Annotated in this window: 15 protein-coding genes and 1 pseudogene; 11 read left to right on the forward strand and 5 right to left on the reverse strand. The window is 64.7% G+C overall.

Going from position 1 to position 22,629, the window contains the following annotated elements:
* The first annotated feature begins 4 nt into the window (after positions 1-4).
* Genes treS through treY form a run of 5 tightly spaced genes read left to right on the forward strand, consistent with a single transcriptional unit; the run spans position 5 to position 12,044 of the window.
* The gene (treS, locus tag YU9_RS0110145) at positions 5-3,298 is read left to right on the forward strand and encodes a maltose alpha-D-glucosyltransferase (RefSeq protein WP_027572719.1); all 3,294 of its coding nucleotides are present in this window, start codon (positions 5-7) and stop codon (positions 3,296-3,298) included.
* Positions 3,291-5,429, forward strand: coding sequence for a 1,4-alpha-glucan branching protein GlgB (gene glgB / locus YU9_RS0110150; RefSeq protein ID WP_027572720.1), 2,139 nt, complete (start codon positions 3,291-3,293; stop codon positions 5,427-5,429). The genes treS and glgB overlap by 8 nt, the downstream gene beginning before the upstream one ends.
* A 3-nt stretch (positions 5,430-5,432) precedes the next feature.
* A complete protein-coding gene (gene glgX / locus YU9_RS0110155; RefSeq protein ID WP_027572721.1) occupies positions 5,433-7,511 on the forward strand; it encodes a glycogen debranching protein GlgX in 2,079 nt (692 codons plus the stop codon).
* Entirely contained in the window at positions 7,508-9,256 is a 1,749-nt protein-coding gene (gene treZ, locus YU9_RS0110160) for a malto-oligosyltrehalose trehalohydrolase (RefSeq protein WP_027572722.1), read from the forward strand. The genes glgX and treZ overlap by 4 nt, the downstream gene beginning before the upstream one ends.
* A 1-nt stretch (position 9,257) precedes the next feature.
* A complete protein-coding gene (treY, locus tag YU9_RS0110165) occupies positions 9,258-12,044 on the forward strand; it encodes a malto-oligosyltrehalose synthase (protein WP_027572723.1) in 2,787 nt (928 codons plus the stop codon).
* Between the two features lie 2 nt (positions 12,045-12,046).
* Here treY and YU9_RS0110170 read toward each other — a convergent pair whose 3' ends face one another.
* The gene (locus tag YU9_RS0110170; RefSeq protein WP_027572724.1) at positions 12,047-12,364 is read right to left on the reverse strand and encodes a polyhydroxyalkanoic acid system family protein; all 318 of its coding nucleotides are present in this window, start codon (positions 12,362-12,364) and stop codon (positions 12,047-12,049) included.
* Positions 12,365-12,545: 181 nt separating this feature from the next.
* Between YU9_RS0110170 and YU9_RS45590 the strand changes: the two genes are divergently transcribed.
* The gene (locus tag YU9_RS45590; protein ID WP_084298933.1) at positions 12,546-12,710 is read left to right on the forward strand and encodes a DUF3309 family protein; all 165 of its coding nucleotides are present in this window, start codon (positions 12,546-12,548) and stop codon (positions 12,708-12,710) included.
* 125 nt (positions 12,711-12,835) lie between these two features.
* On the opposite strand, the gene ligD is transcribed toward YU9_RS45590, so the two are convergent.
* Positions 12,836-15,511: a DNA ligase D gene (ligD, locus tag YU9_RS0110180; protein ID WP_027572725.1), complete on the reverse strand. Its 2,676-nt coding sequence runs from the start codon at positions 15,509-15,511 to the stop codon at positions 12,836-12,838.
* Positions 15,512-15,628: 117 nt separating this feature from the next.
* Between ligD and YU9_RS0110185 the strand changes: the two genes are divergently transcribed.
* A complete protein-coding gene (locus tag YU9_RS0110185) occupies positions 15,629-16,516 on the forward strand; it encodes a Ku protein (RefSeq protein WP_027572726.1) in 888 nt (295 codons plus the stop codon).
* 128 nt (positions 16,517-16,644) lie between these two features.
* Here YU9_RS0110185 and YU9_RS45595 read toward each other — a convergent pair.
* Positions 16,645-16,791: pseudogene (locus YU9_RS45595) on the reverse strand (winged helix-turn-helix domain-containing protein); the annotation flags it as partial.
* A gap of 297 nt (positions 16,792-17,088) precedes the next feature.
* On the opposite strand from YU9_RS45595, the gene upp reads away from it, so the two are divergent.
* Both upp and YU9_RS0110205 read left to right on the forward strand, forming a co-directional pair.
* Positions 17,089-17,724 carry a uracil phosphoribosyltransferase gene (gene upp, locus YU9_RS0110200; protein WP_027572727.1) on the forward strand — a complete coding sequence of 212 codons (636 nt, stop codon included), beginning with the start codon at positions 17,089-17,091 and terminating at the stop codon, positions 17,722-17,724.
* Between the two features lie 33 nt (positions 17,725-17,757).
* The gene (locus tag YU9_RS0110205; RefSeq protein ID WP_027572728.1) at positions 17,758-19,332 is read left to right on the forward strand and encodes an AMP-binding protein; all 1,575 of its coding nucleotides are present in this window, start codon (positions 17,758-17,760) and stop codon (positions 19,330-19,332) included.
* 32 nt (positions 19,333-19,364) lie between these two features.
* Here YU9_RS0110205 and YU9_RS0110210 read toward each other — a convergent pair whose 3' ends face one another.
* Complete coding sequence (locus YU9_RS0110210) at positions 19,365-20,531, reverse strand: acyl-CoA dehydrogenase family protein (protein WP_027572729.1); 1,167 nt, start codon at positions 20,529-20,531, stop codon at positions 19,365-19,367.
* 177 nt (positions 20,532-20,708) lie between these two features.
* On the opposite strand from YU9_RS0110210, the gene YU9_RS0110215 reads away from it, so the two are divergent.
* Both YU9_RS0110215 and YU9_RS0110220 read left to right on the forward strand, forming a co-directional pair.
* Positions 20,709-21,212 (forward strand): MaoC family dehydratase, encoded by a 504-nt coding sequence (locus YU9_RS0110215; RefSeq protein WP_371259135.1) that lies wholly within the window; start codon positions 20,709-20,711, stop codon positions 21,210-21,212.
* Positions 21,212-22,063: a CoA ester lyase gene (locus YU9_RS0110220; RefSeq protein WP_027572731.1), complete on the forward strand. Its 852-nt coding sequence runs from the start codon at positions 21,212-21,214 to the stop codon at positions 22,061-22,063. Before YU9_RS0110215 ends, YU9_RS0110220 begins: the two co-directional genes overlap by 1 nt.
* A 49-nt stretch (positions 22,064-22,112) precedes the next feature.
* Here the strand turns inward: YU9_RS0110220 and YU9_RS0110225 are convergent, their stop codons facing one another.
* Positions 22,113-22,496, reverse strand: coding sequence for a hypothetical protein (locus tag YU9_RS0110225; RefSeq protein ID WP_036017215.1), 384 nt, complete (start codon positions 22,494-22,496; stop codon positions 22,113-22,115).
* Positions 22,497-22,629 lie beyond the last annotated feature (133 nt).

Here is a 22,629-nt window from a genome sequence, read left to right on the forward strand (position 1 = left end):
CGCCATGAATGTCCTGTCTTCCGTCGATGCCAAAAAAGCCGAGGCTGCCGAGGCCGTGGATGAGCTCTGGTACAAGGACGCGATCATCTACCAGCTCCACGTCAAGGCCTTTGCCGACAGCAACAATGACGGCATCGGCGACTTCACCGGGCTGACCGAGAAGCTGCCCTATCTCCAGGAGCTCGGCGTCACCGCACTGTGGCTGCTGCCGTTCTATCCCTCGCCCGGCCGCGATGACGGCTACGACATCGCCGACTACGGCTCGGTCAATGCCGATTTCGGGACGATGAAGGATTTCAAGCGCTTCATCCAGGAGGCACAGAAGCGCGGCCTGCGCGTCATCACCGAGCTCGTCGTCAACCACACTTCCGACCAGCACAAATGGTTCAAGCGCGCGCGACGCAGCCATCCCGGCTCCAGCGCGCGCAACTGGTACGTCTGGAGCGACACCGACCAGAAGTATCAGGGCACGCGCATCATCTTCACCGACACGGAGAAGTCGAACTGGACCTGGGATCCCGAGGCCGGCGCGTTCTACTGGCATCGCTTCTTCTCGCACCAGCCCGACCTCAATTTCGACAATCCGCGCGTGGTGAGCGCCATCATCCAGGTGATGAAGCGCTGGCTGGATGCCGGCGTCGACGGCTTTCGGCTCGATGCCATTCCATATCTCTGCGAGCGCGAGGGCACCTCGAACGAGAACCTGCCGGAGACGCATGCGGTCATCAAGCGCCTGCGCCAGGAGCTCGATGCGTACTCCAAGGGCAAGCTGCTGCTGGCCGAGGCCAATCAATGGCCGGAGGATGTGCAGGAATATTTCGGCCGTGGCGACGAGTGCCACATGGCCTATCACTTCCCGCTGATGCCGCGCATCTACATGGCGATCGCGCAGGAGGATCGCTTCCCGATCACCGACATCCTGCGCCAAACGCCGGACATTCCGGCGAGCTGCCAATGGGCGCTGTTCCTGCGCAACCACGACGAGCTGACGCTGGAGATGGTCACCGACGTCGAGCGCGACTATCTCTGGACCACCTACGCCAACGATCCCCGCGCCCGCATCAATGTCGGCATCCGCCGGCGCCTTGCGCCGCTGATGGACAACGACCGGCGCAAGATCGAGCTGATGAACTCGCTGCTGCTGTCGTTCCCCGGCACGCCGATCATCTATTACGGCGACGAGATCGGCATGGGCGACAACATCTATCTCGGCGACCGCAACGGCGTGCGCACGCCGATGCAGTGGAGCCCGGACCGCAATGGCGGCTTCTCGCGCTGCGATCCGGCGCGCCTCTATGCGCCGCTGATCATGGATCCGGTCTATGGCTATGAGTCGGTGAACGTGGAGGCGCAGTCGCGCAGCCTGTCCTCGCTGCTCAGCGCCACCAAGCGGCTGATCTCGGTGCGCAAGTCGACGCTCGCCTTCGGCCGCGGCACCATGACCTTCATCCGCCCGGCCAACCGCGCCGTGCTCGCCTATGTCCGGCAATACCGCGACGAGGTGATCCTCTGCGTCGCCAACCTCTCGCGCGCAGCGCAAGCGACCGAGCTCGACCTGTCGCCGTGGAAGGACCGCATCCCGCAGGAGATGCTCGGCCGCACCCGCTTCCCTGCGATCGGGGAGCTGCCCTACATGATCACGCTGGGGCCGTACGGCTTCTACTGGTTCCAGCTGCTCGAACGCAACAAGTCCGAGCCGGTGACGCCGCGCGCGGTGCCGGAGTTCGAGACGCTGGTGGTGCCGGTGAACTCGAACTGGGTGTCGCTCGCCCGCGAGCGCGGCGTGTTCGAGCGCGACGTGCTGCCGGGATTTCTGTCACGGACGCGGTGGTTCCGCGAGCACAATCCCAAGCAGATCAAGACCGCGCTGACCTCGGCGGTGCCGTTCTGCGACATCGGCGATAACAGGCCCTGGATCGCTTTCTTCGAGACCAAGCAAGGGGACGCGGCCACGCGCTACGTGCTGCCGCTACAGATCGAGTGGGTGCGCTTCGACCGCGAGCGCTTCAATCCCAAGGCGCTGGCCGCCGTGCGCCAGGGCGCGCGCGAAGGCACGCTGCTCGACGTCGCGACCGACCAGATCTTCATCGGCCTGTTCCTGCGCAATCTGTCGCAGAAGCTCGTGGTGGAAGAGAACAATCTGCGGCTGGACTTCAAGCCCACCAGCCGCTTCGCCGATTACACCATCAAGGAGCCCGAGCGCATCCGCGCGATCGAGCAGTCGAACAGCACCGCGCTGGTCGACAACCAGTACGTCGCCAAGATCTATCGCCGGCTCGAAAGCGGCATCAGCCCCGAGATCGAGATCGGCCACTATCTCACCGAAGTCGCGCGCTTCGCCAACACGCCGGCGCTGCTCGGCAGCGTCGAGCTGGTCGAGGGTAACCAGCGCAGCGCGCTTGGCGTGCTGCATGCCTATGTCGAGAACCAGGGCGACGGCTGGACCGTGACGACGGGATATCTCGATCGCTATATCGACGAGCAGCGCGTGGCGCCGGCCGATGAGATGCCACGCGAAACCCAGGAGCAGGCGCCGTATCTGCATTTCATCGCGCAGATCGGCCGGCGGCTCGCCGAGCTGCATGTCGCTCTGGCCGCGGCAAAATCCGACGATCTCGCTCCGGTGCCGATCGACGCCGCCCAGACCAGGGCCTGGCTGTCCGACCTCAATGCGCGCGCCGAGCGGGTTCTCGAGCGGCTGGCCGACAGCCGCGACGGGCTGCGGGAGGCGGACCGGCCCCTGATCGATCGGCTCACGGCGATGCGCGCGAGTCTGCCCGACGGCCTCAATGCGCTCTTGCCATCCGACATCGGCGGGTTGAACATCCGTCATCATGGCGACTTCCGGCTCGGGCAAACTCTGATCGTGAAGGACGATATCTTCATCATCGACTTCGACGGCGATCCGCGTGTGCCGCTGGCCAATAAGCGGCGCAAGGCGCCGGCCGCGCGCGACGTCGCCGGCCTGATCCACTCGATTGATGTTTCGGTTAACGCGGCCCTCAGTCGCGCGCTCACGGGCGCCTCCGACGAGCAAGACCGGCTTGCGGCCGCGCTCGACGAATGGCGCGAGCGCGCCTCCGCGACCTTCCTGTCCGCCTACCGCGAAACCATGACCGATCGGAGGCTGTGGCCGGACGATCGGCAATCCGCGGAAGGCCTGTTAAGCTTTTTCCTGCTTGATCAAGCGTTCGACGAAGTAGAGTACGAGCTGTCCTACCGGCCTGAAGGGCTCCATGCGCCGCTGACCGGACTGCTTCGCATTCTGTCCAGTGCCGAGAGCGAAGCCCATGCCTAAACTGCCTGCCGAAGCCTATGCGATCATCGAGGGCCGCCACTCCGATCCCTTCCACTATCTCGGGCTGCATCCCGAGGGCGGCAAAAGCGTGGTACGCGCCTTCCTGCCCGAGGCCACCGATGTCGAAGCAGTCGGCGAGCATGGCGAGATCGCTTCGCTCGACCGCGTGCACGATTCAGGCCTGTTCATCGGGGCCCTGCCCAATGGCTCGAAGCACTATCAGCTGCGCGCGAAATTCGGCAACAACGTCGTCGAGTTCGAGGATGCCTACCGCTTTCCGCCGATCCTGACCGATTTCGATCTCTACCTGCTCGGCGAAGGCACCCATCAGCGCCTCTACGACAAGCTCGGCGCGCATCCGATGCGGCTCGAGGGCGTCGACGGCATCGGCTTCGTGGTGCTGGCGCCAAATGCACGGCGCGTGTCCGTGGTCGGCGATTTCAACTTCTGGGATGGGCGGCGTCACCCCATGCGGGTGCGCGGCAGCGGCTATTGGGAATTATTCATTCCGCATGCGAAGGCTGGCGATCACTACAAATTCGAAATCATCGGCCCGCACGGCCACCTGCTGCCGCTGAAATCCGATCCGCTGGCATTTGCCAGCGAGCTGCGGCCGAAGACGGCTTCGATCGTGTTCGACGAGGCGCGTCTGGCGCGGCCGCGCCCGGCGCCAGACGGCATCAGCGCACTGTCGGCGCCGATGTCGATCTACGAGGTCCATCTCGGCTCGTGGCGGCGCAAGAACGGCAATGAATGGCTGACTTATCGCGAGCTGGCCGAGCAGCTGCCGGCCTACGCCCGCGACATGGGCTTTACCCATCTCGAATTCCTCCCCGTGAGCGAGCATCCTTTCGACGGCTCCTGGGGCTACCAGCCGACCGGCCTCTACGCGCCAACCAGCCGCTTCGGCACACCCGATGACTTCGCGACACTGGTCGATGCCTGCCACCGCGAAGGCATCGGCGTGCTGCTGGACTGGGTGCCTGGTCATTTCCCGGACGATCCGCACGGGCTCGGCCATTTCGACGGCACTTCGCTCTATGAGCACGCCAATCCGCTGCAAGGCCGCCACCTCGACTGGGGCACGCTGATCTACAATTACGGCCGCACCGAAGTGACGAACTTCCTGGTGTCGAATGCGCTGTTCTGGCTGGAGCGCTACGCGATCGACGGCCTGCGCGTCGATGCGGTCGCGTCGATGCTCTATCTCGACTACAGCCGGCCGCCCGACGCGTGGATTCCGAACCAGTATGGCGGGCGCGAGAACATCGAAGCGATCAACTTCCTGCGCCGTTTCAACGCGGAAGTGTTCGCCCGCTTCCCGCAGGCGACCACCGCAGCTGAGGAGTCCACTGCCTGGCCGCAGGTCTCACGCCCGGTCGAGTTCGGCGGGCTCGGCTTCGGCTACAAATGGAACATGGGCTGGATGCACGACACGCTGAGCTACATCAGCAAGGATCCGATCTACCGCAAGCACCACCACGGCGAGATCCTGTTCGGCCTGCACTATGCGTTCTCGGAGAACTTCATCCTGCCGCTGTCGCATGACGAGGTCGTGCACGGCAAGCGCTCGATCCTCGGCCGAATGCCCGGCGACGAGTGGCAGCGCTTCGCCAATTTGCGCACCTATTACAGCTTCATGTTCGGCCATCCCGGCAAGAAGCTGCTGTTCATGGGCGCAGAGATCGCGCAGAGCCGGGAATGGAATCACGACCAGTCGCTCGACTGGCACCTGCTCGAATACAAGTACCATTCCGGCATCCAGGCGCTGATCCGTGACCTCAACCGGCTCTACCGCGCGGTGCCGGCGCTGCACCAGATGGATTGCGACCAGGCCGGTTTCGAATGGCTGATCACTGACGATGCCAACCGCAACGTGTTCGCCTGGCTGCGCAAGGGATTCGACGAGCACGCACGGTGTCTCGTCATCGTCAACTTCTCGCCGAACGTTTACCAGAACTATCGCGTTCGTGTGCCCCTTGGCGGCAAGTGGAAAGAAGTGCTCAACTCAGATTCCGCGCATTACGGCGGCAGCAATGTCGGCAATATCGGCGAAGTTCATGCCGAGGGCGGCGAGCTCCGCCTCACCATTCCGCCGCTCGCTGCGATCTTCCTTGTTCCGGAAAGCTGATCAATGCGCCTGACTGCTGGATCGCCTACACGCCTCGGCGCAAGCTGGGACGGACGCGGTACCAATTTCGCGCTGTTCTCCGCCAACGCGCAGAAGGTCGAGCTCTGCCTGTTCGACGCGCAGGGCCGCCGCGAGCTCGAGCGTATCGAGCTGCCTGAGAAGACCGAGGATGTCTGGCACGGCTATCTCAACGACGTCTCGCCCGGCCAGCTCTACGGCTATCGCGTACACGGCCCCTACGAGCCCGAGCACGGCCATCGCTTCAATGCCAACAAGCTGCTGCTCGACCCCTATGCCAAGCGGCTCGCCGGGCGGCTGGTCTGGAGCGATGCGCATTTTGCCTATCGCACCGGCTCACCGCGCGAAGACCTGTCCTTCGACCGGCGCGACAACGCGCGCGGCATGCCGAAGGCCGTCGTGGTCGACGAGACCTTCAACTGGGGCCGCCGCGAGATCCGTCCCAACACCCCCTGGGAAGACACGATCATCTACGAGGCCCACGTCAAGGGCCTGACCCAGAAGCGCGGTGACGTGCCGCCGAATTTGCGGGGCACCTATGGCGGCCTGTCCTCGCCGGCGATGATCGAGCACCTGAAGAGGCTCGGCGTCACCACGGTCGAGCTGCTGCCGGTGCACAGCTTCGTCGACGACCGAATCCTCGTGGAAAAGAAGCTCGCCAATTACTGGGGCTACAACACCCTGTCCTTCTTCGCGCCCGAGCCGCGCTACGCCCAGGACAATGCGCTCGATTCCTTCCGCACCACCGTGGCGCGGCTGCACGATGCCGGGATCGAAGTGATGCTCGACGTCGTCTACAACCACACCGCCGAGGGCAACCACCTCGGCCCGACGCTGTGCTATCGCGGCATCGACAACGCCTCCTATTATTGGCTGAACCGCGAGAACCCGCGCTACTATGACGACTTCACCGGCTGCGGCTCGTCGGTGAACCTCACCCATCCGCGCGTGCTGCAGATGGTGATGGATTCCCTGCGCTACTGGGTCGAGGTCTGCCACGTCGACGGCTTCCGTTTCGACCTTGCCACCACGCTGGCGCGGGAGCCAAACGGCTTCGATCGCCGCAGCTCGTTTCTCACTGCGGTCCGGCAGGACCCGGTGCTGGCGACCGTCAAGCTCGTCGCCGAGCCGTGGGACCTTGGCCTCGGCGGCTACCAGGTCGGCGCCTTCCCCTCGCAATGGTCGGAATGGAACGACCGCTATCGCAGCGCCATGCGCCGGTACTGGAGCGGCGAAGGAAGCCTGATCGGCGACATCTCCAGCCGCATGACCGCGTCGTCCGACCTGTTCAACCACGACGGACGGCGGCCGCGCGCCAGCATCAATCACATCACCGTCCACGACGGCTTCACGCTCGCCGACCTCTTCAGCTACAACGAGAAGCACAACGAGGCCAATGGCGAGGACAATCGCGACGGCTCCAACGACAATCACAGCAACAATTGCGGTGTGGAAGGGCCGACCGACGATCCCAAGGTCATCGGCCTGCGCCGCCAGCTGCGCAAGAACGTGCTGGCCTGCCTGATGCTGGCGCAGGGCGTTCCGCTGATCCTTGCCGGCGACGAGGTCGGCAACTCGCAATCCGGCAACAACAACGCCTATTGCCAGGACAACGAGGTCGGCTGGGTCGGCTGGGACAATCTCGGCAAGGAGGGCGACGACATGATCGACTTCGTCGCCCAACTCGCCGACATCCGGCGCCGTTTCTCGCAACTGCGCAGCCATCGCTGGCTGGATGGCCGACCCAAGGACGGCGCCTCCTATGGTGCGTTGTGGCTGACACCCGCCGGCAACGAGATGACGGAGAGCGACTGGAAATTTCCGGAAGGCCGGTTCCTCTCCTATGTGATGGGCCCGATGGAACCGGGAGGGGCTGCGATCTTTATCGTTCTGAACGCCGCCCCCGAAGAGATCGCATTCAAATTGCCCCAAATGACCGAATACAAGAGCTGGCAGCAGATCCTGAACACGACCGATGCCAAGCTGAATACGATCGACTTCCCGCCAGGGAGCGACAGCAAGGCGCCGCCGCGCTCCGTGCTCGCCTTCGCGGGGGCGCCATGAGGCCATCCTTCGGGGCGAGGCCGACGAAAGACGGCGTGTCGTTCCGGCTGTGGGCTCCCGGCGCGCGCCGTGTCGACCTCCTGCTCGACCGCAGGCACGCGATGCAGCGCCGGCAGGATGGCTGGTACGTCGCCGACATCGCCGGCCTCACCGCCGGCAGCCCCTACAAGTTCAGGATCGACGACAAGATCGACGTGCCGGATCCCGCTTCGGCTTTCCAGCCGGACGATGTGTTCGGCCCAAGCGAGGTGATCGATCACGACGCTTTCGAGTGGCGCGCGCGCGATTGGCGTGGTCGCCCCTGGGAAGAGACGGTGCTGATCGAGGCTCATGTCGGCACCTTCACAGCTGAAGGCACCTACCGCGCCATGATCGACAAGCTCGATCATCTCGCAGCGACCGGCATCACTGCGCTGGAATTGATGCCGCTCGCCGATTTCGCAGGACGCCGCGGCTGGGGCTATGACGGCGTGCTGTGGTATGCGCCCGACAGCGCCTACGGCCGGCCCGAAGATTTGAAGATGCTGATCGACGAGGCGCATCTGCGCGGGCTGATGGTATTCCTCGACGTCGTCTATAATCATTTCGGCCCCGAGGGGAATTACCTCGGCCGCTATGCGCCGACGTTCTTCACCGACGCGCACACGCCGTGGGGCAGTGCGATCGATTATCGCGTGCCGCAAGTGCGAGCCTTTGCCGTCGAGAACGCCCTTTCCTGGCTCAGCGACTACCGCTTTGACGGCCTCAGGCTGGATGCCGCCAATCACATCATGGCTGTCCCGGGCGAGCAGTCCATGCTGCAGGACCTCAGCGTATCCGCCGGCGAGCTTGCCAAGGCGACGGGGCGGCACATTCATCTCGTGCTGGAGAACGGCGACAATCGCGCCAGCCTGCTCGACGCTGCGCAGGAGCCGCCGAACGGCAAATATCGCGGACAGTGGAACGACGATTATCACCACGTCTGGCACGTCATGCTGACCGGCGAACTCGCCGGCTACTACGGCGACTACCAGACCCCGCGCATGGATCTCGCCCGCGCGCTCGCCTCCGGCTTCGTCTATCAGGGCGAGATCTCGGAGTTCTGGGGCAAGAAGCCGCGCGGCGAGCCGAGCGGCAAGCTGCCGCCGGCAACCTTCGTCAATTTCCTGCAGAACCACGACCAGATCGGCAACCGCCCGCTTGGCGAGCGGCTGGAAAGCCTGACATCGCCAAGACAGATCGAGGCGGCGCTCGCGGTTACCCTGCTCGCCCCGATGGTGCCGATGCTGTTTCAGGGTGAGGAATGGGGCTCGACGGTCCCCTTCCCGTTCTTCTGCGATTTCCAGGGCGGACTCGCCGACGCCGTGCGCAAGGGACGCAAGCAGGAATATGCCTGGGCTTACGAAAAATACGGCGACGAGGTGCCCGACCCGCTCGATCCGGCAACGCTGGAATCGGCCGTGCTCGACTGGACCGGCCGCACGCCGCAGCAGGACGCCCGGCTTGCGCTGGTGAAGGACCTGCTCGCGCTCCGTCACAAGGAGATCATGCCGCGGCTCAAGGGCGCGAGCTTCGGCGACGCCGAGGCAGCCGACGACGGCCTGCTCACCGCGCATTGGCGGATGGGCGACGGCACGACGTTGCGCCTTGTCGCCAATCTGTCGGATCACGAGATCATGTCCGACGTCAGCGCGGGCACGCCGATCTGGGGCGGGACCAGCGAGCAGCTTCCGCCCTGGTCGGTGGTCTGGCGCCTCGGAGGTTGACATGCCTCCTGCCATTCCGCTCGCGACCTACCGGCTCCAGCTCACCGCGGATTTCGACTTCGACAAGGCTGCCGAGGTCGTTCCATACCTCAAGGCGCTTGGGATCACGCATCTCTACGCCTCGCCGGTGATGAAGGCGCGCAAGGGCTCGACCCATGGCTATGACACCGTCGATCACAGCCAGTTCAATCCCGAGCTCGGCGGCGAGGCCGGTTTTGCGCGGCTGAGCGAGGTGCTTCAGCAGCACGATCTCGGCCTCATCATCGACTTCGTGCCCAATCATGTCGGCGTGCATTTCGCCGACAATCCCTGGTGGCTCGACGTGCTGGAATGGGGCCAAGCCTCGCCGCACGCGGCCTCCTTCGACATCGACTGGGATCAATTGGCCTACCGCGCCCGCGGCGGCGTGCTGCTGCCGATCCTTGGATCATCCTACGGCGAGGCGCTGGAGCGCGGCGATATCGAGCTGCGTTACGATCGGGATGAGGGAAGCCTTTCCGCCTGGTATTTCGAGCATCGCCTACCCGTCGCCCCGGAGCGCTATGGCGAGGTGCTGCGGATGGTCGTCAAGGAGGCGGACGCGGCGGAAACGGAACCCGGCAAGCGCCTGCTGGCGCTCGCGACCCGCTACACCGGGCTGCGCCGTCCCAATCGCAAGGAAGCCCCCGGCTTCAAGGCCGAGCTCAAGGAGATCGCAGGCGCCACCGACGTCATCAGTCGCGGCCTTGCCGCCTATCGCGCCGGCAAGGACCGCCCGGCACAGACGCTGACGCTGCATCATCTCCTGGAGCGCCAGCACTACAAGCTCGGGCACTGGCGGCTTGCCTCCAGCGACATCAACTATCGCCGCTTCTTCGACGTCAACGGCCTCGCCGGCCTGCGCGTCGAGGATCCCGGCACCTTTGCCGCCACCCACCGCCTCGTGAAGCAACTCATCGCCGACGGTAAATTACAGGGCATCCGACTCGATCACATCGACGGCCTGCGTGACCCCGCACAATATTGCCAGCGATTGCGCCGGCTGGTGCGCGACGCCCAAGGCACCACAAAGCCGTTCTATACGGTGATCGAGAAGATCCTGTGCGAGCACGAGCGCCTGCCGCATTTCGCCGGCGTGCAGGGCACCACCGGCTACGAGTGGATGAACGTCATCACCCAAGTGCTGGTCGACGCCAAGGGGCTAGAGGCGCTGGACGAGACCTGGCGGCAGATCAGCAACCGGCCGCCGCGGCTTGCGCCTTACGTCAAGGACGCCAAGCGGCGCGTGCTGGAGACATTGCTGACCAGCGAGTTCACCGTGCTGACGCGCCTGCTCGCGCGCATCGCCAACGGGCATTATTCGACACGCGACTTCTCAGCCGACAGCCTGCGACAGGCGCTCGAGCTTTATGTGCTGCATTTCCCGGTCTATCGCACCTATCTGACGCACAGCGGCCCCACCGCGCACGACCGCAAGCTGATCGAGGACACCATCGCGCGTGCCCGCCGGGAGTGGTTTGCCGCCGACGAAGGCATTTTCGACTTCCTGCGCGATGCGCTGACCATGGACCTGCTTAAGCCCGGCCGTCCTCCGCACAGCACGCCGCGCGTGCGCCGCTTCGCGCTGAAAGTGCAGCAATTCACCGGGCCGATGATGGCGAAGTCGCTGGAGGACACGGCGTTCTATCAATTCCACCGGCTGCTTGCGCTGAACGAGGTCGGTGGCGATCCCGCGAGCACCGGCCTCAGCATTCCCGCCTTCCACCAGGCCATGCAGGCGCGCGCCAGGGAGTGGCCGCGCGGCATGACCGCGACGGCCACCCACGACACCAAGCGCGGCGAGGATGCCCGCATGCGCATCGTCGCGCTCAGCGAGATTCCCGGCGAATGGACCAGCGCGGTGGCGCGCTGGAAGGTGTTGAACGCGCCGCATCTCACGCTGCACGGCAATTTCCGCGCACCGTCAGCGACGTTCGAATACATGCTCTATCAGACCCTGCTCGGCGCCTGGCCGCTTCAAGGGCCGGCCGATGGCGGCTTCGTCGAGCGCATCCAGGCCTATGCGCTCAAGGCCGCGCGCGAGGGCAAGGAGGAGACGAGCTGGCTCAATCCGCATGAAGCATATGAGAACGGCATCCGAGACTTCATCGAGAAGATCCTCGACCCCGCTCAATCCGCCGAATTCCTGGAGACGTTGCAAACGCTGGCTCGCCGCGTGGCATTGCTCGGCACGTTGAACTCGCTGAGCCAGCTCACGCTCAGGGCGACGCTGCCGGGCGTGCCGGACTTCTATCAAGGCACCGAATTCTGGGACCTGTCGCTGGTCGATCCCGACAACCGCCGCCCCGTCGACTTTGCCGCACGGCACGCGGCGCTGACGTCATTGGAGGCGCCGGACTGGAGCGGCCTGATCAAGGCCTGGCCGGACGGCCGGCTCAAGCTGGCCTGGACGCGCCATCTCCTCAAGCTGCGCAACGAGCTTGCCGACATCTTCGCGCAAGGCGACTACCAGCCGCTGGAGGTTCGGGGCGCTCATGCCGACCAGGTCATCGCCTTTGCCCGCCGCCACAGCCGCGCAGCCGCGATTGTCGTGGTCGGGCGTCAGTTCGCGCCGTTCACCCAGGCGGGCCGGGAATGGCCCGTGCTGGAGGGTTTTGACGCAACGATCGACATCACGGGCTATACTGTGCCCGGCCTTGCGGGGAACGACTTGCCGCTCGCACAGGCTTTCCGCGACTTTCCCGCCTCAGCCATCGCGGCCCGAACGGCGAACGCCATCAGGCCCTCGCGGCAGCGCGTGCACGCCTGAAGTTACTTTCCCCCGTCTTTGGTCAACAGCAATTGGCCGCGCTTCCTGATCGTCGCCTGCGCCATCTCGGCAAAGCGCTGCAACAACCAGGGCAGCACCACCTCGACGCGGACTTGATCGTCGGCGACGTCGACCTGACCGGTCGCCACCTGCCCGAGCGCACGGATGCGGAAGTTCATGCTATCGCCGCTCCAGCGCTCCTCCTCGACCTGCATCACTGGAATGCTTGCTGCGGCGCGGGCAAGCCCTGCCTTGAGCCGACGCACCGCTTCCTCGCGGCCGAGACGATGCGGAATTGAGACGACAAGCGGCGCTGACATGGCCATGCCCCGTGGTGACTGTTCCTCACATAATCATGCCGGCGAGACGGGCAAAGGTTCCATGCGAGTTGATCCTGTGACCGCCCTTTCGTAGCCGGAACTATCAAACCTGCGGCAAGTTGCCCTCACACGACGGGACAGGTGCAAACGACCCTTTCAACAAAGGGCTGAGGAGATTCGCATGTCAATCGGCACGATCATTCTGATCATTCTGGTCATCGCCCTGCTCGGCGGCTTCAGCGGCATCGGCGGCGGTCCGTTCTATGGCACCGGCTATTATGGCGGCGGCGGCCTCGGGCTTGTCATCATCATTCTGTTGATCCTGCTCCTAATGGGACGGATCTAGTCGAAAGCATGAACTCCCGTAGGGGTTAGCCGTAAGGCGTAACCCACCACTTGTCTCTCCGCAGAAGCGAAAGAGGTGGGTTACGCCAGCGGACCGCGCTTTGCGCGGCCGCGTGCCAACCCACCCTACTTCATTTTCCCCGTCAGCTTTTTGACCGCCGCTTTGATCGATGCGGCGGCATCGTCATAACCCTCCCATGCTTTCGATCTCGGCAACAGGCCCGGCACGGTGCGTAGCGTGTAGCGCTTCGGATCGAGGTCGCTCTTCACCTGCGCCCAGGTCAGCGGCATCGACACCGTGGCACCGGCGCGCGCCCGCGGCGACAATGGGGCAACTGCCGTCGACATGCGGTCGTTGCGGAGATAATCGAGGAAGATCTTTCCCCTGCGCAGCTTCTTCGACATGTTGAGCAGATAGCGTTCGGGATTACCGTCGGCCATCCATTGGCAGACGCCTTGCGCAAACGCCTTGGCCTCCTTCCAGCTCACCTTGTCGCGCGCGCCGTGGAGCAGCGGCACCACCACGTGGAGGCCCTTGCCGCCCGTGGTCTTGCAAAAGCTGTCCATGCCGACATCGCTCAGCCGCTGCCGCATCTCCTTGGCCGCCTCGACGACGTCGGCGAAGTCCACGTCCGGCGCCGGATCGAGATCGAACACCAGCCGCCCCGGCGTGTCATAGGCATAGGGCGCGCAGTTCCAGGGATGCAGCTCGACGCCGCCGATCTGCGCCACGGCGGCGAGCCCCTCGAGCCGATCGATCTGAAGATAGGGCTTGCGGTCGCCGGAGACCCGCGCGAGCTCCAGAAGGTTCGACTGCCCCTGCATGGCGTGGCGCTGGAAGAAGCATTCGCCCTTGATGCCGTCAGGGGCGCGGATCAGAGAACATGGCCGGCCCTTGAGGTGCGCGATCATCCATTCGCCGACGGCTTCGAGATAGCGGGCAAGGTCCAATTTGGTGACGGGCTCGCCATTGCCGTCATCGGGCCAGAGCTCCTTGTCCGGCTTGGAGATGACGACACCCATGACCTCGGCATTTTGAGCGGCCTGCCTCGGTTGCCGGCCCGCCTTCGTGCGCGTCGCCTTCTTGGCCAAGGGCTTGGCGAGCTCGGTATCGACCGGCGTCTCGGCCTCGACCTCCTCGGCCGGCTTGTCCTGTCGCAATCCCTTGAACGCCGCCTGGCGGATATTGCCGTCGGCGGTGAAGCCGGCGAACTCGATCTCGGCGACGAGCTCCGGCTTCAGCCAATGCACGTCCCGCGTCTTCTTCGGCGCGTTCTTGCCGCCGAAGGGGCTTTCCTTGGCCTCCACCGCCTTCAGTGCGGGCATGATGCGCTTGACCTTGTCCGCGCCAAAGCCGGTGCCGACCATGCCGACAAAGACGAGATGATCGCCGCGCTGCACGCCGGCCATCAAGGAACGGAATTTGCCGTTGGTGGTCTTGTACCCGCCGATCACCACCTCGTGGCCGGCGCGACATTTCGACTTGACCCAGCTCTCGGTGCGGGCGGAACGATACGGCGCGTTCAGCTTCTTCGACACCACGCCTTCGAGCTCGAGCTTGCAGGCCGATTGCAGCACGGCATCGCCGCCGCTCTCGAAATGCTCGACATAGCGGATCTGGCTCGATTTCCGCTTGCGCGATTCCAGCAGCTCCTTCAGCTGCGCCTTGCGCTCGCCGAGCGGCAGACGGCGGTAATCCTGATTTTCCGCGAAGAGCAGGTCGAAGGCAAAGAAGATCAGCTCGTCCGTCTTGCCATCGGACAGCGCAGCTTGCAGCGAGGAGAAGTTCGGCGCGCCATTATGGTCGAGCGCGACGATCTCGCCGTCGATCATCACGTCCGGCAGCGCTGCCGCTTCCTCGGCAATGGCGGCGAACTTGCCAGTCCAGTCGAGACCCTTGCGCGTCTTCAGCGTCGCCTCGCCGTTCTCGACCCGGAGCTGCACCCGGTAACCGTCGAACTTGATCTCATGGCACCAGCCCTCGTCGGCCGGCGGCCGCTCGACCAGCGTACAGAGCTGCGGCGCAACGAAATCCGGCATCTCCGCGACCTTCTTGACGTTCGTCGCGGTCGTGGCGCTCTTCTTCGCCGTCCGGCCGGCTTTCAACGCGGTGCGCGGCGCCGGCTTCACCGTGCGCCCTTTGCTCTCCTCGGCACGGTTGGACTGCCAGACTGCATCGGCCTTGCCCTTGGGGCCTTTGGCCAGCATGAACGGCTTTGGCGCGCGGCCCTTGCCTTCGGCGATCTGCTCCATCGCGCGGCCGGAGGCGACGGACTTGTCCTGCTCGAGAATGTCGTTGTCCGCGCCTTCGCGGACATATTCGTCACGATGCTTGATCAGCAGCCAGTTGGTACGCTTCTCGCCGCCGCGGTTGCGCATGCGCACCAGGACCCAGCTGCCATGCAGCTTGTCACCGTGCAGGGTGAACTTCAGGTCGCCCTTCTTGAAGCCGGCTTCGGGATCATCCGATTCCCAAGTGCCGCGGTCCCACAGCATCACGGTGCCGCCGCCATATTGGCCTTCGGGAATCGTGCCTTCGAAATCACCATAGTCGAGCGGATGATCCTCGACCTCGACCGCCAGCCGCTTGTCGTGCGGATCGAGCGAGGGCCCCTTCGTCACCGCCCAGGACTTGAACACGCCGTCGAGTTCGAGCCTGAGATCGTAATGCAGCCGAGTCGCGTCGTGCTTCTGGATCACGAAGCGCCGCTGTTTCGAGGGCGCTACCGCGGCCTTGCCCGATGGCTCGGGCGTCTTCTCGAAGTCCCGCTTCTGTCGGTAAGTGGAGAGTTTTTGCAGCACGACCGGTCCCGCTTCTCTTTCGGCATTCAAGCCTATCACGGCAAAAGTCCCGCCCGGAACCAAAACCCTATGGAACGGTTGGGGTTCCAAAACGCCTTGAAAACGCTGGAGAATGGAATGGCCCCGCGCGCCTATTGGAAGGGAACGTTGAAGCTGTCGCTGGTCAGCTGCCCGGTCGTGCTTTATCCGGCGACCACTGCGGCCGAGAAGACGCGATTTCACCTGATCAACCGCGAGACCGGGAACCGGCTCAAGCAGCAGATGATCGATTCCGAGACCGGTGACGTCGTCGAGAGCGACCAGAAAGGCCGCGGCTACGAGCTGCGCAAGGGCAAATATGTCGAGATCGAACCGGAGGAGCTCGAGGCGGTCCAGATCGAGAGCAACCATACCATCGACATCGAGAGCTTCGTGCCGCGCGAGGAGATCGACCAGCGCTACCTCAACCATCCCTATTACATCGCGCCCGACGGCAAGGCCGCCATCGATGCCTTTGCCGTGATCCGCGACGCGATGAAGGACGAGGAGCGCGTGGCGCTGGCCAAGATCGTTCTCACCAACCGCGAGCATGTCATGGCGATCGAGCCACTCGGCAAGGGCCTGCTCGGCACCACGCTGCGCTTCCCTTACGAGTTGCGCGACGAGGACCAGTTCTTCGACGACATCAAGAGCCCGAAGATCACCAAGGACATGGTCGAGCTCGCCGGCCACATCCTGCACACCAAGACGGCACATTTCGATCCCAGCAAGTTCAAGGACGAATACGAGGACGCGCTGAAGGCGCTGGTGAAGCGCAAGGCCAGCGGCAAGAAGATCGAGCTGCCGGAGCCCGAGGAGCGACCGAGCAATGTCGTCAGCCTGATGGACGCGCTGAAGCAGAGCCTGAAAGGACGCGGCGGCAAGAAGACGGCGGCAAAGTCACATGCGCGGCGTGCGACGGGACGGCACCGCGGAGCCGCCAAGAAGGCGCACCGGTCAGGGGCGAGACACAGGAAGGCAGGCTGATTTACTCAGTCATTGCGAGGAGCCCTTGCGACGAAGCAATCCAGAGTGTCTCCGCGGAGGGATTCTGGATTGCTTCGCTGCGCTCGCAATGACGATGTGGGGACAGCATCCCGCCACAAACGACGGAATCAATCCCCCGCTTTTAACCTGTACCCGATCCCGGTTTCCGTCAGCACATATTGCGGCCGTTCGGGATCGGCTTCGATCTTCTGGCGGAGCTGGCGGACATAGACGCGCAAGTATTGCGCGTCGGTCAATTCGTCCCAGAGCTCCTTCGACCGCGGGCCTTCTCGATCGCGTGGTTGCGCCGGAGATGGTCGACGCCACGCTCGAGGAGACCATCGCCGGCCTGCGCGCCATCCACAAGCTGTCGCATGCCACTGCGAAGAGGCCTGCGCCAGAGAGCCATGGACGCCATGCGCGCAGCGATCGACCGCGAACTGACCATGGCTGCCTTTGAAGCGAGCAACCGGACCCGCACCGCGGTCGCGTTGACGGGCTAAGGCCACCTATCCCGCGGAAAAGGCCTGCCTGATCTGGCGCAGTTTCACGGAACCGTGTAGAGCGGTTTCATGAGCACCAGCAACGTCAACGTCGTCGTCCACCCCCTGGTCCAGCACAAGCTCTCCCTGATGCGGGAGAAGGATCGCTCGACCAAGAGCTTTCGCGAGATCCTGAACGAGATCGGGATGCTGCTCTGCTACGAGGTAACGCGCGACCTGCCGCTGGAGCTGGTCGAGATCGAGACGCCGATCGCGCCAATGCAGGCGCCGAAGATCGCCGGCAAGAAGCTCACGCTGGCGCCGATCCTGCGCGCCGGCGTCGGCTTCCTCGACGGCATGCTGGCGCTGATGCCCTCGGCGCGCATCGCCCATATCGGGCTCTACCGCGACCCCGAGACGTTGCAGGCCGTGGAATATTACTTCAAGGCGCCGCAGGACCTGTCCGACCGCACCGTGATCCTGATGGACCCGATGCTGGCGACCGGCAACTCGGCTTGCGCCGGCGCCTCCCTGCTCAAGGCGCGCGGCGCCCGCGACATCCGCTTCGTCTGCCTTCTGGCCGCGCCCGAGGGCATCGCCCAGTTCCAGAGCGAGCATCCCGACGTGCCGATCTGGACCGCCGCGATCGACGAGCGGCTCAACGATCACGGCTACATCGTGCCGGGCCTCGGCGATGCCGGCGACCGGATGTTCGGCACCAAGTAGACAGGTTTGCGCGAGCGCGTTACTCCAGGTGGCATGAGCGCCAACGCATTTTCGCTGCAATCGCTGATCCGGATCGAGACCGCCGCCGATCCTGCTCTCGTGTTTGACGGCGTTCCGGTCTCGCGCGCGGAATTCCTGGCAAAGGTCGAGCAGACTGCCGCCTGGCTTGCGGCCCAAGGCATCGGCAAGGGCGACGTCGTCGCGGTCTGGCTGGTCAACCGGGTCGAATGGCTCGCACTGCTGTTCGCCGCCGCACGGCTCGGTGCGGTCGTCGCCGCCGTCAATACGCGCTACCGCAGCGCGGAAGTTGCGCATCTGCTCAAACTGTCCGGTGCCAAGCTCATGGTGGTCGAGGCCGCATTTCGCTCGATCGATTTTGCCGCCATCCTCGCCGACGTCGCCAAGGCCGAGGTGCCCGCACTGCAACAGCTTGCCGTGGTCGGCGCGGATGCGATCCCGGCGCACTGGGCCTGCCTGCGGTTCGATGCGTTTGAGAAGCCCTATCCACCGGCTCCGCCGATTCAAGATGACGTCGACCTGCCCGTGCTGCTCTATACGACGTCAGGCACCACAAAGGGGCCGAAGCTGGTCGCGCATTCGCAGCGGACGCTGGCCACGCACGCCGCCTCGGTCGCCCACGCGCTCCAACTCGATCACCGGCGTCATTCGCTGCTGGCCATGCTGCCGTTCTGCGGCACGTTTGGCATGACCAGCCTGCTCGGCTTCATCGCGGCCGGCGCGACCATCCATGTGCTCGACGCCTTCGAAGCCGCGCCGGCCCTGAAGATTCTCAGCGCGTGCAGGATCACGCATTCCTTCGGCTCGGACGAGATGTTCCGCCGCATCCTTGCGCTCACCGATGCGCCACGGCCGTTTCCGCATCTCGAAATCTGCGGCTTCGCCGCATTCCAGCCCGGCTGGCGCGAGCTGGCAGCGGAGGCGGAGGCGCGCGGCATGAAGCTGTTCGGCCTCTACGGCTCGAGCGAGGTGCAGGCCCTGTTCTCGATCGGCCGCGCCGGTGATGCCTTCGCCGATCGCATCGAGGGCGGCGGCTGGCCGATGTCGCCTGATGCAAAAGTGCGCGTCCGGGACACCGAGACCGGCGAGCTCGCGCCCCAAGGCGTCTCCGGCGAGATCGAGATCAGCGCACCCTCGCGCTTCCTCGGCTATTTCAACAATCCGGACGCGACGCGCGATGCGATTGCCGCCGACGGGTTCTTCCGCACCGGCGACATCGGCCGGCTGCGCGGCGACGGCTCCTTCGTCTACGAGACCCGCGCCGGCGATGCGATGCGGCTCGGCGGCTTCCTGGTTGCGCCCGGCGAGATCGAGGACGAGCTCAAATCCTGCGCCGGCGTGGCCGACGCCCAGGTCGTCGCGGTCGACATCAAGGGCCAGGCACGCTGCGTCGCCTTCGTGACCCCGACGAAGGAGCCGCCAATGCAGGAGACGCTGATCGCGCGCCTGCGCGAGCGGCTTGCCGGCTACAAGGTGCCGGCGCGGATCTATGTCGTGGACGCCTTCCCTGTCACCGACAGTGCCAACGGCGTCAAGATCCAGCGCGCCAGGCTTCGTGCCATGGCGATGGAACGGATCGCCGCCGAATAGGCGGCCTATGTGATCTGCGCCACAAGACTCTTTCAGTACGACTTCGCGAGCCCCAGCACCTTTTCCGCGATGAAGCTGAGCGCGAGCTGCGGGCTGACCGGCGCGATGCGCGGGATCAGCACCTCACGCAAATAGCGCTCGACATGGAATTCCTTGGCATAGCCGAAGCCGCCATGGGTCATCACCGCCTGCTCGCACGCCGAGAAGCCGGCTTCGCCCGCGAGATATTTTGCGGCATTGGCCGCGGCGCCGCAGGGCATGCCCTTGTCGTACTGCCAGGCCGCCGACATCACCATCAGCCAGGCCGCCTCGAGCTCAACCCAGTTCACCGCGAGCGGATGCTGGATGCCCTGGTTCTTGCCGATCGGGCGGTTGAACACGACGCGCGTCTTGGCGTATTCGGTCGCGCGCGACAGCGCCAGCTTGCCGAGGCCAACGGCTTCCGCCGCGATCAGGATACGCTCGGGGTTCATGCCTTCGAGGATGTACTGGAAGCCCTTGCCCTCTTCGCCGATGCGATCCTCCATCGGGATCTCGAAATCCTCGAAGAACAGCTCGTTGGAATCGACGATCTTGCGACCCATCTTCTCGATCTCGTGGACCTTGATCCTGTTGCGGTCGAAATCGGTGTAGAACAGGCTGAGACCGTGGGTCGGCGAACGCACCTCTTCCAGAGGCGTGGTGCGCGCCAGCAGCAGGATCTTGTGCGCGACCTGCGCGGTCGAGATCCACACCTTCTGGCCGTTGACGATGTAACGGTCGTTCTTGGCCACCGCACGCGTCTTGAGCTGCGTGGTGTTGAGGCCGGTGTTGGGCTCGGTCACCGCAAAGCACGCCTTCTCGCGGCCGTCGACCATCGGCGGCAGCATGCGCTTGCGCTGTTCTTCCGTGCCGAACACCACAACGGGATTGAGCCCGAACACGTTGATGTGCACGGCGGAGGCACCGGACATGCCGGCGCCGGATTCGGCTATGGTGCGCATCATGATCGCGGCTTCCGTGATCCCTAGCCCGGAGCCGCCATATTCCTCCGGCACGCAGATGCCGAGCCAGCCGGCGTCTGCTAAGGCCTTGTGGAAGTCGTGCGGGAAGCCGCCGTCGTGATCCTTCTTCAGCCAATAGGCATCCGGAAAGCCCTCGCAGATCTTGGCGATGGCGTCGCGAATGGCTTCCTGCTGATCGGTGAGCGCGAAATCCATGTGCCTGATCTCCTCCTTGGGAGCCGCGACCGCGCCATCCCTTTCCTTCGCGTTCCCCACGCAAAGGCCGTCGCCGCTTGCTGCGTCTGGACGTGCCCTCGCCCGCGTTCTTAGCTCGAAAAACTGCGCACAGATACGTGAATTTGTCCGCGAAGTGTGTCTACCATGCATGGGGTCATGCGGCGCGACGGTGCGAGCGCGCCGTTATTTCGCAGGGAGGAAACCGCGATGGCCGGACTTTATTTCGAGGACTTTTCCGTGGGCCAGGAGTTCAGGCATCCGCTGACCCGGACCGTCACGGAGATGGACAACACCATGTTCAGCCTGCTGACGCTCAATCCCCAGCCGCTGCACATCGACGCGCATTTCGCCGAAAAGACCGAGTTCGGCCAGCGCATTTTCAACAGCCTTTACACCCTCGGCATCATGATCGGCATGACGGTCTATGATACGACCCTGGGGACCACCGTCGCCAATCTCGGCATGACCGACGTCACGTTTCCGAAACCGGTCTTCCATGGCGACACCTTGCGGGCGACGACAAAGGTGCTCTCGGTGCGGGAATCCAAATCGCGGCCCAAGGCCGGCATCGTCGAGTTCGAGCACCACGCCCTGAACCAGAACAACGAGATCGTCGGCAAATGCCGCCGCATGGCGATGATGCACAAGAGGCCGGTCTGATGCGTTCGATGCTGTTCGTGCCGGGCGATTCCCCGCGCAAATTCGAGAAGGCGAGCGAAGGCAGGGCCGACGCGCTGATCATCGATCTCGAGGACTCCGTCGTCACCGAGAAGAAGGCGGAAGCGCGCACGCTGACGCTGTCGATGCTGAAGGGACGCAGCGGCCCGCATCAGCTCTACGTCCGCGTCAATGCTCTGGATACCGGCATGACGCTGGCTGATCTTGCCGCCGTGATGCCGGGCAGGCCCGACGGCATCGTGCTGCCGAAATCGCAAGGCGGCGACGACGTGCGGCAGGTCGCGACCTGGCTCGAAGCGCTCGAGGCGGCGGCCGGCATCACGGTCGGCGCGACCCGCATCGTCTGCGTGGCGACCGAAACGGCCAGTTCGATCTTCGGGCTCGGCAGCTACAAGGGCTGCTCCCCTCGCCTCGCCGGGCTGATGTGGGGCGCTGAGGATCTTTCGGCCTCGCTCGGCGCCACAGAAAAGGCCTCTGGCGGCGTGTTCCACAGCCCCTATCGCCTCGCGCGCGATCTCTGCCTCATGGCCGCGGCGGCCGCCGAGGTCGCGCCGATCGATACCGTCTATACCGACATCGACAATCTCGCGGGCCTGGAAGCCGAAACGCGTGCGGCGCGGCGCGACGGTTTTTCGGCCAAGGCGCTGATCCATCCCAAGCATGTCGACATCGTCAACGCGGCCTTCGAGCCGACCGATGCCGAGCGCATATGGGCGGAGAAGGTGATCGCGGCGTTCGCGAGCAATCCCAATTCCGGCACGCTGCGGCTCGACGGCCAGATGATCGACAAGCCGCACCTTCGTGCTGCGAAGAAGATTCTCGGCCAGGCCTAGAGCAGGACGCAAAGCGCGTCAGGTAGGCCCCAGCTTGAAGCTTCCGACCTCAGTCAAATCCCTGAACGGGCGGTGCCGGGGATTGCGCCGGCACGGCGGGCGCGGCTTGAACCGGCGGGGCCGGATTGCCGGCAGCTCGCATCTGGCCGTTTGCTGCCATCGCCTCGCGCGTGCGCGACGGGCCGCCGGTCGCGGCCGCGCGGCGCGGCGGCTGCCGGTGTCTTGCCGACTGCGAACCTCTCATGCCCCAGGAGCGGGCGATCGAAGGTCCGGCCGTGTAGCCGATCAAGGCTCCGGCGACCGCACCGACCGGGCCCAGCACGACCGCGCCCGAGACCGCGCCGAGCGCCGCATCGCCTGCGCGCTCCTGCGCAACCGCGCTCGCAGGCACGCAGGCCAGCATTGCGACAGCAGTGATCAGAGCTTTGTTCATCGGAGCGCCTCCCTCACGGGAATTCACTCGTTCTCAAATATGGCCGCACGAGGTTCACTTGCCGGCCAACAAAAGGCAATCGACCGCGGAACCCGGCCATGGCAGGGCTCCGCTGCCACTGGCGGTTGCGGCA

The organism is Bradyrhizobium sp. WSM1743, assembly GCF_000473065.1.
GTDB lineage: Bacteria > Pseudomonadota > Alphaproteobacteria > Rhizobiales > Xanthobacteraceae > Bradyrhizobium.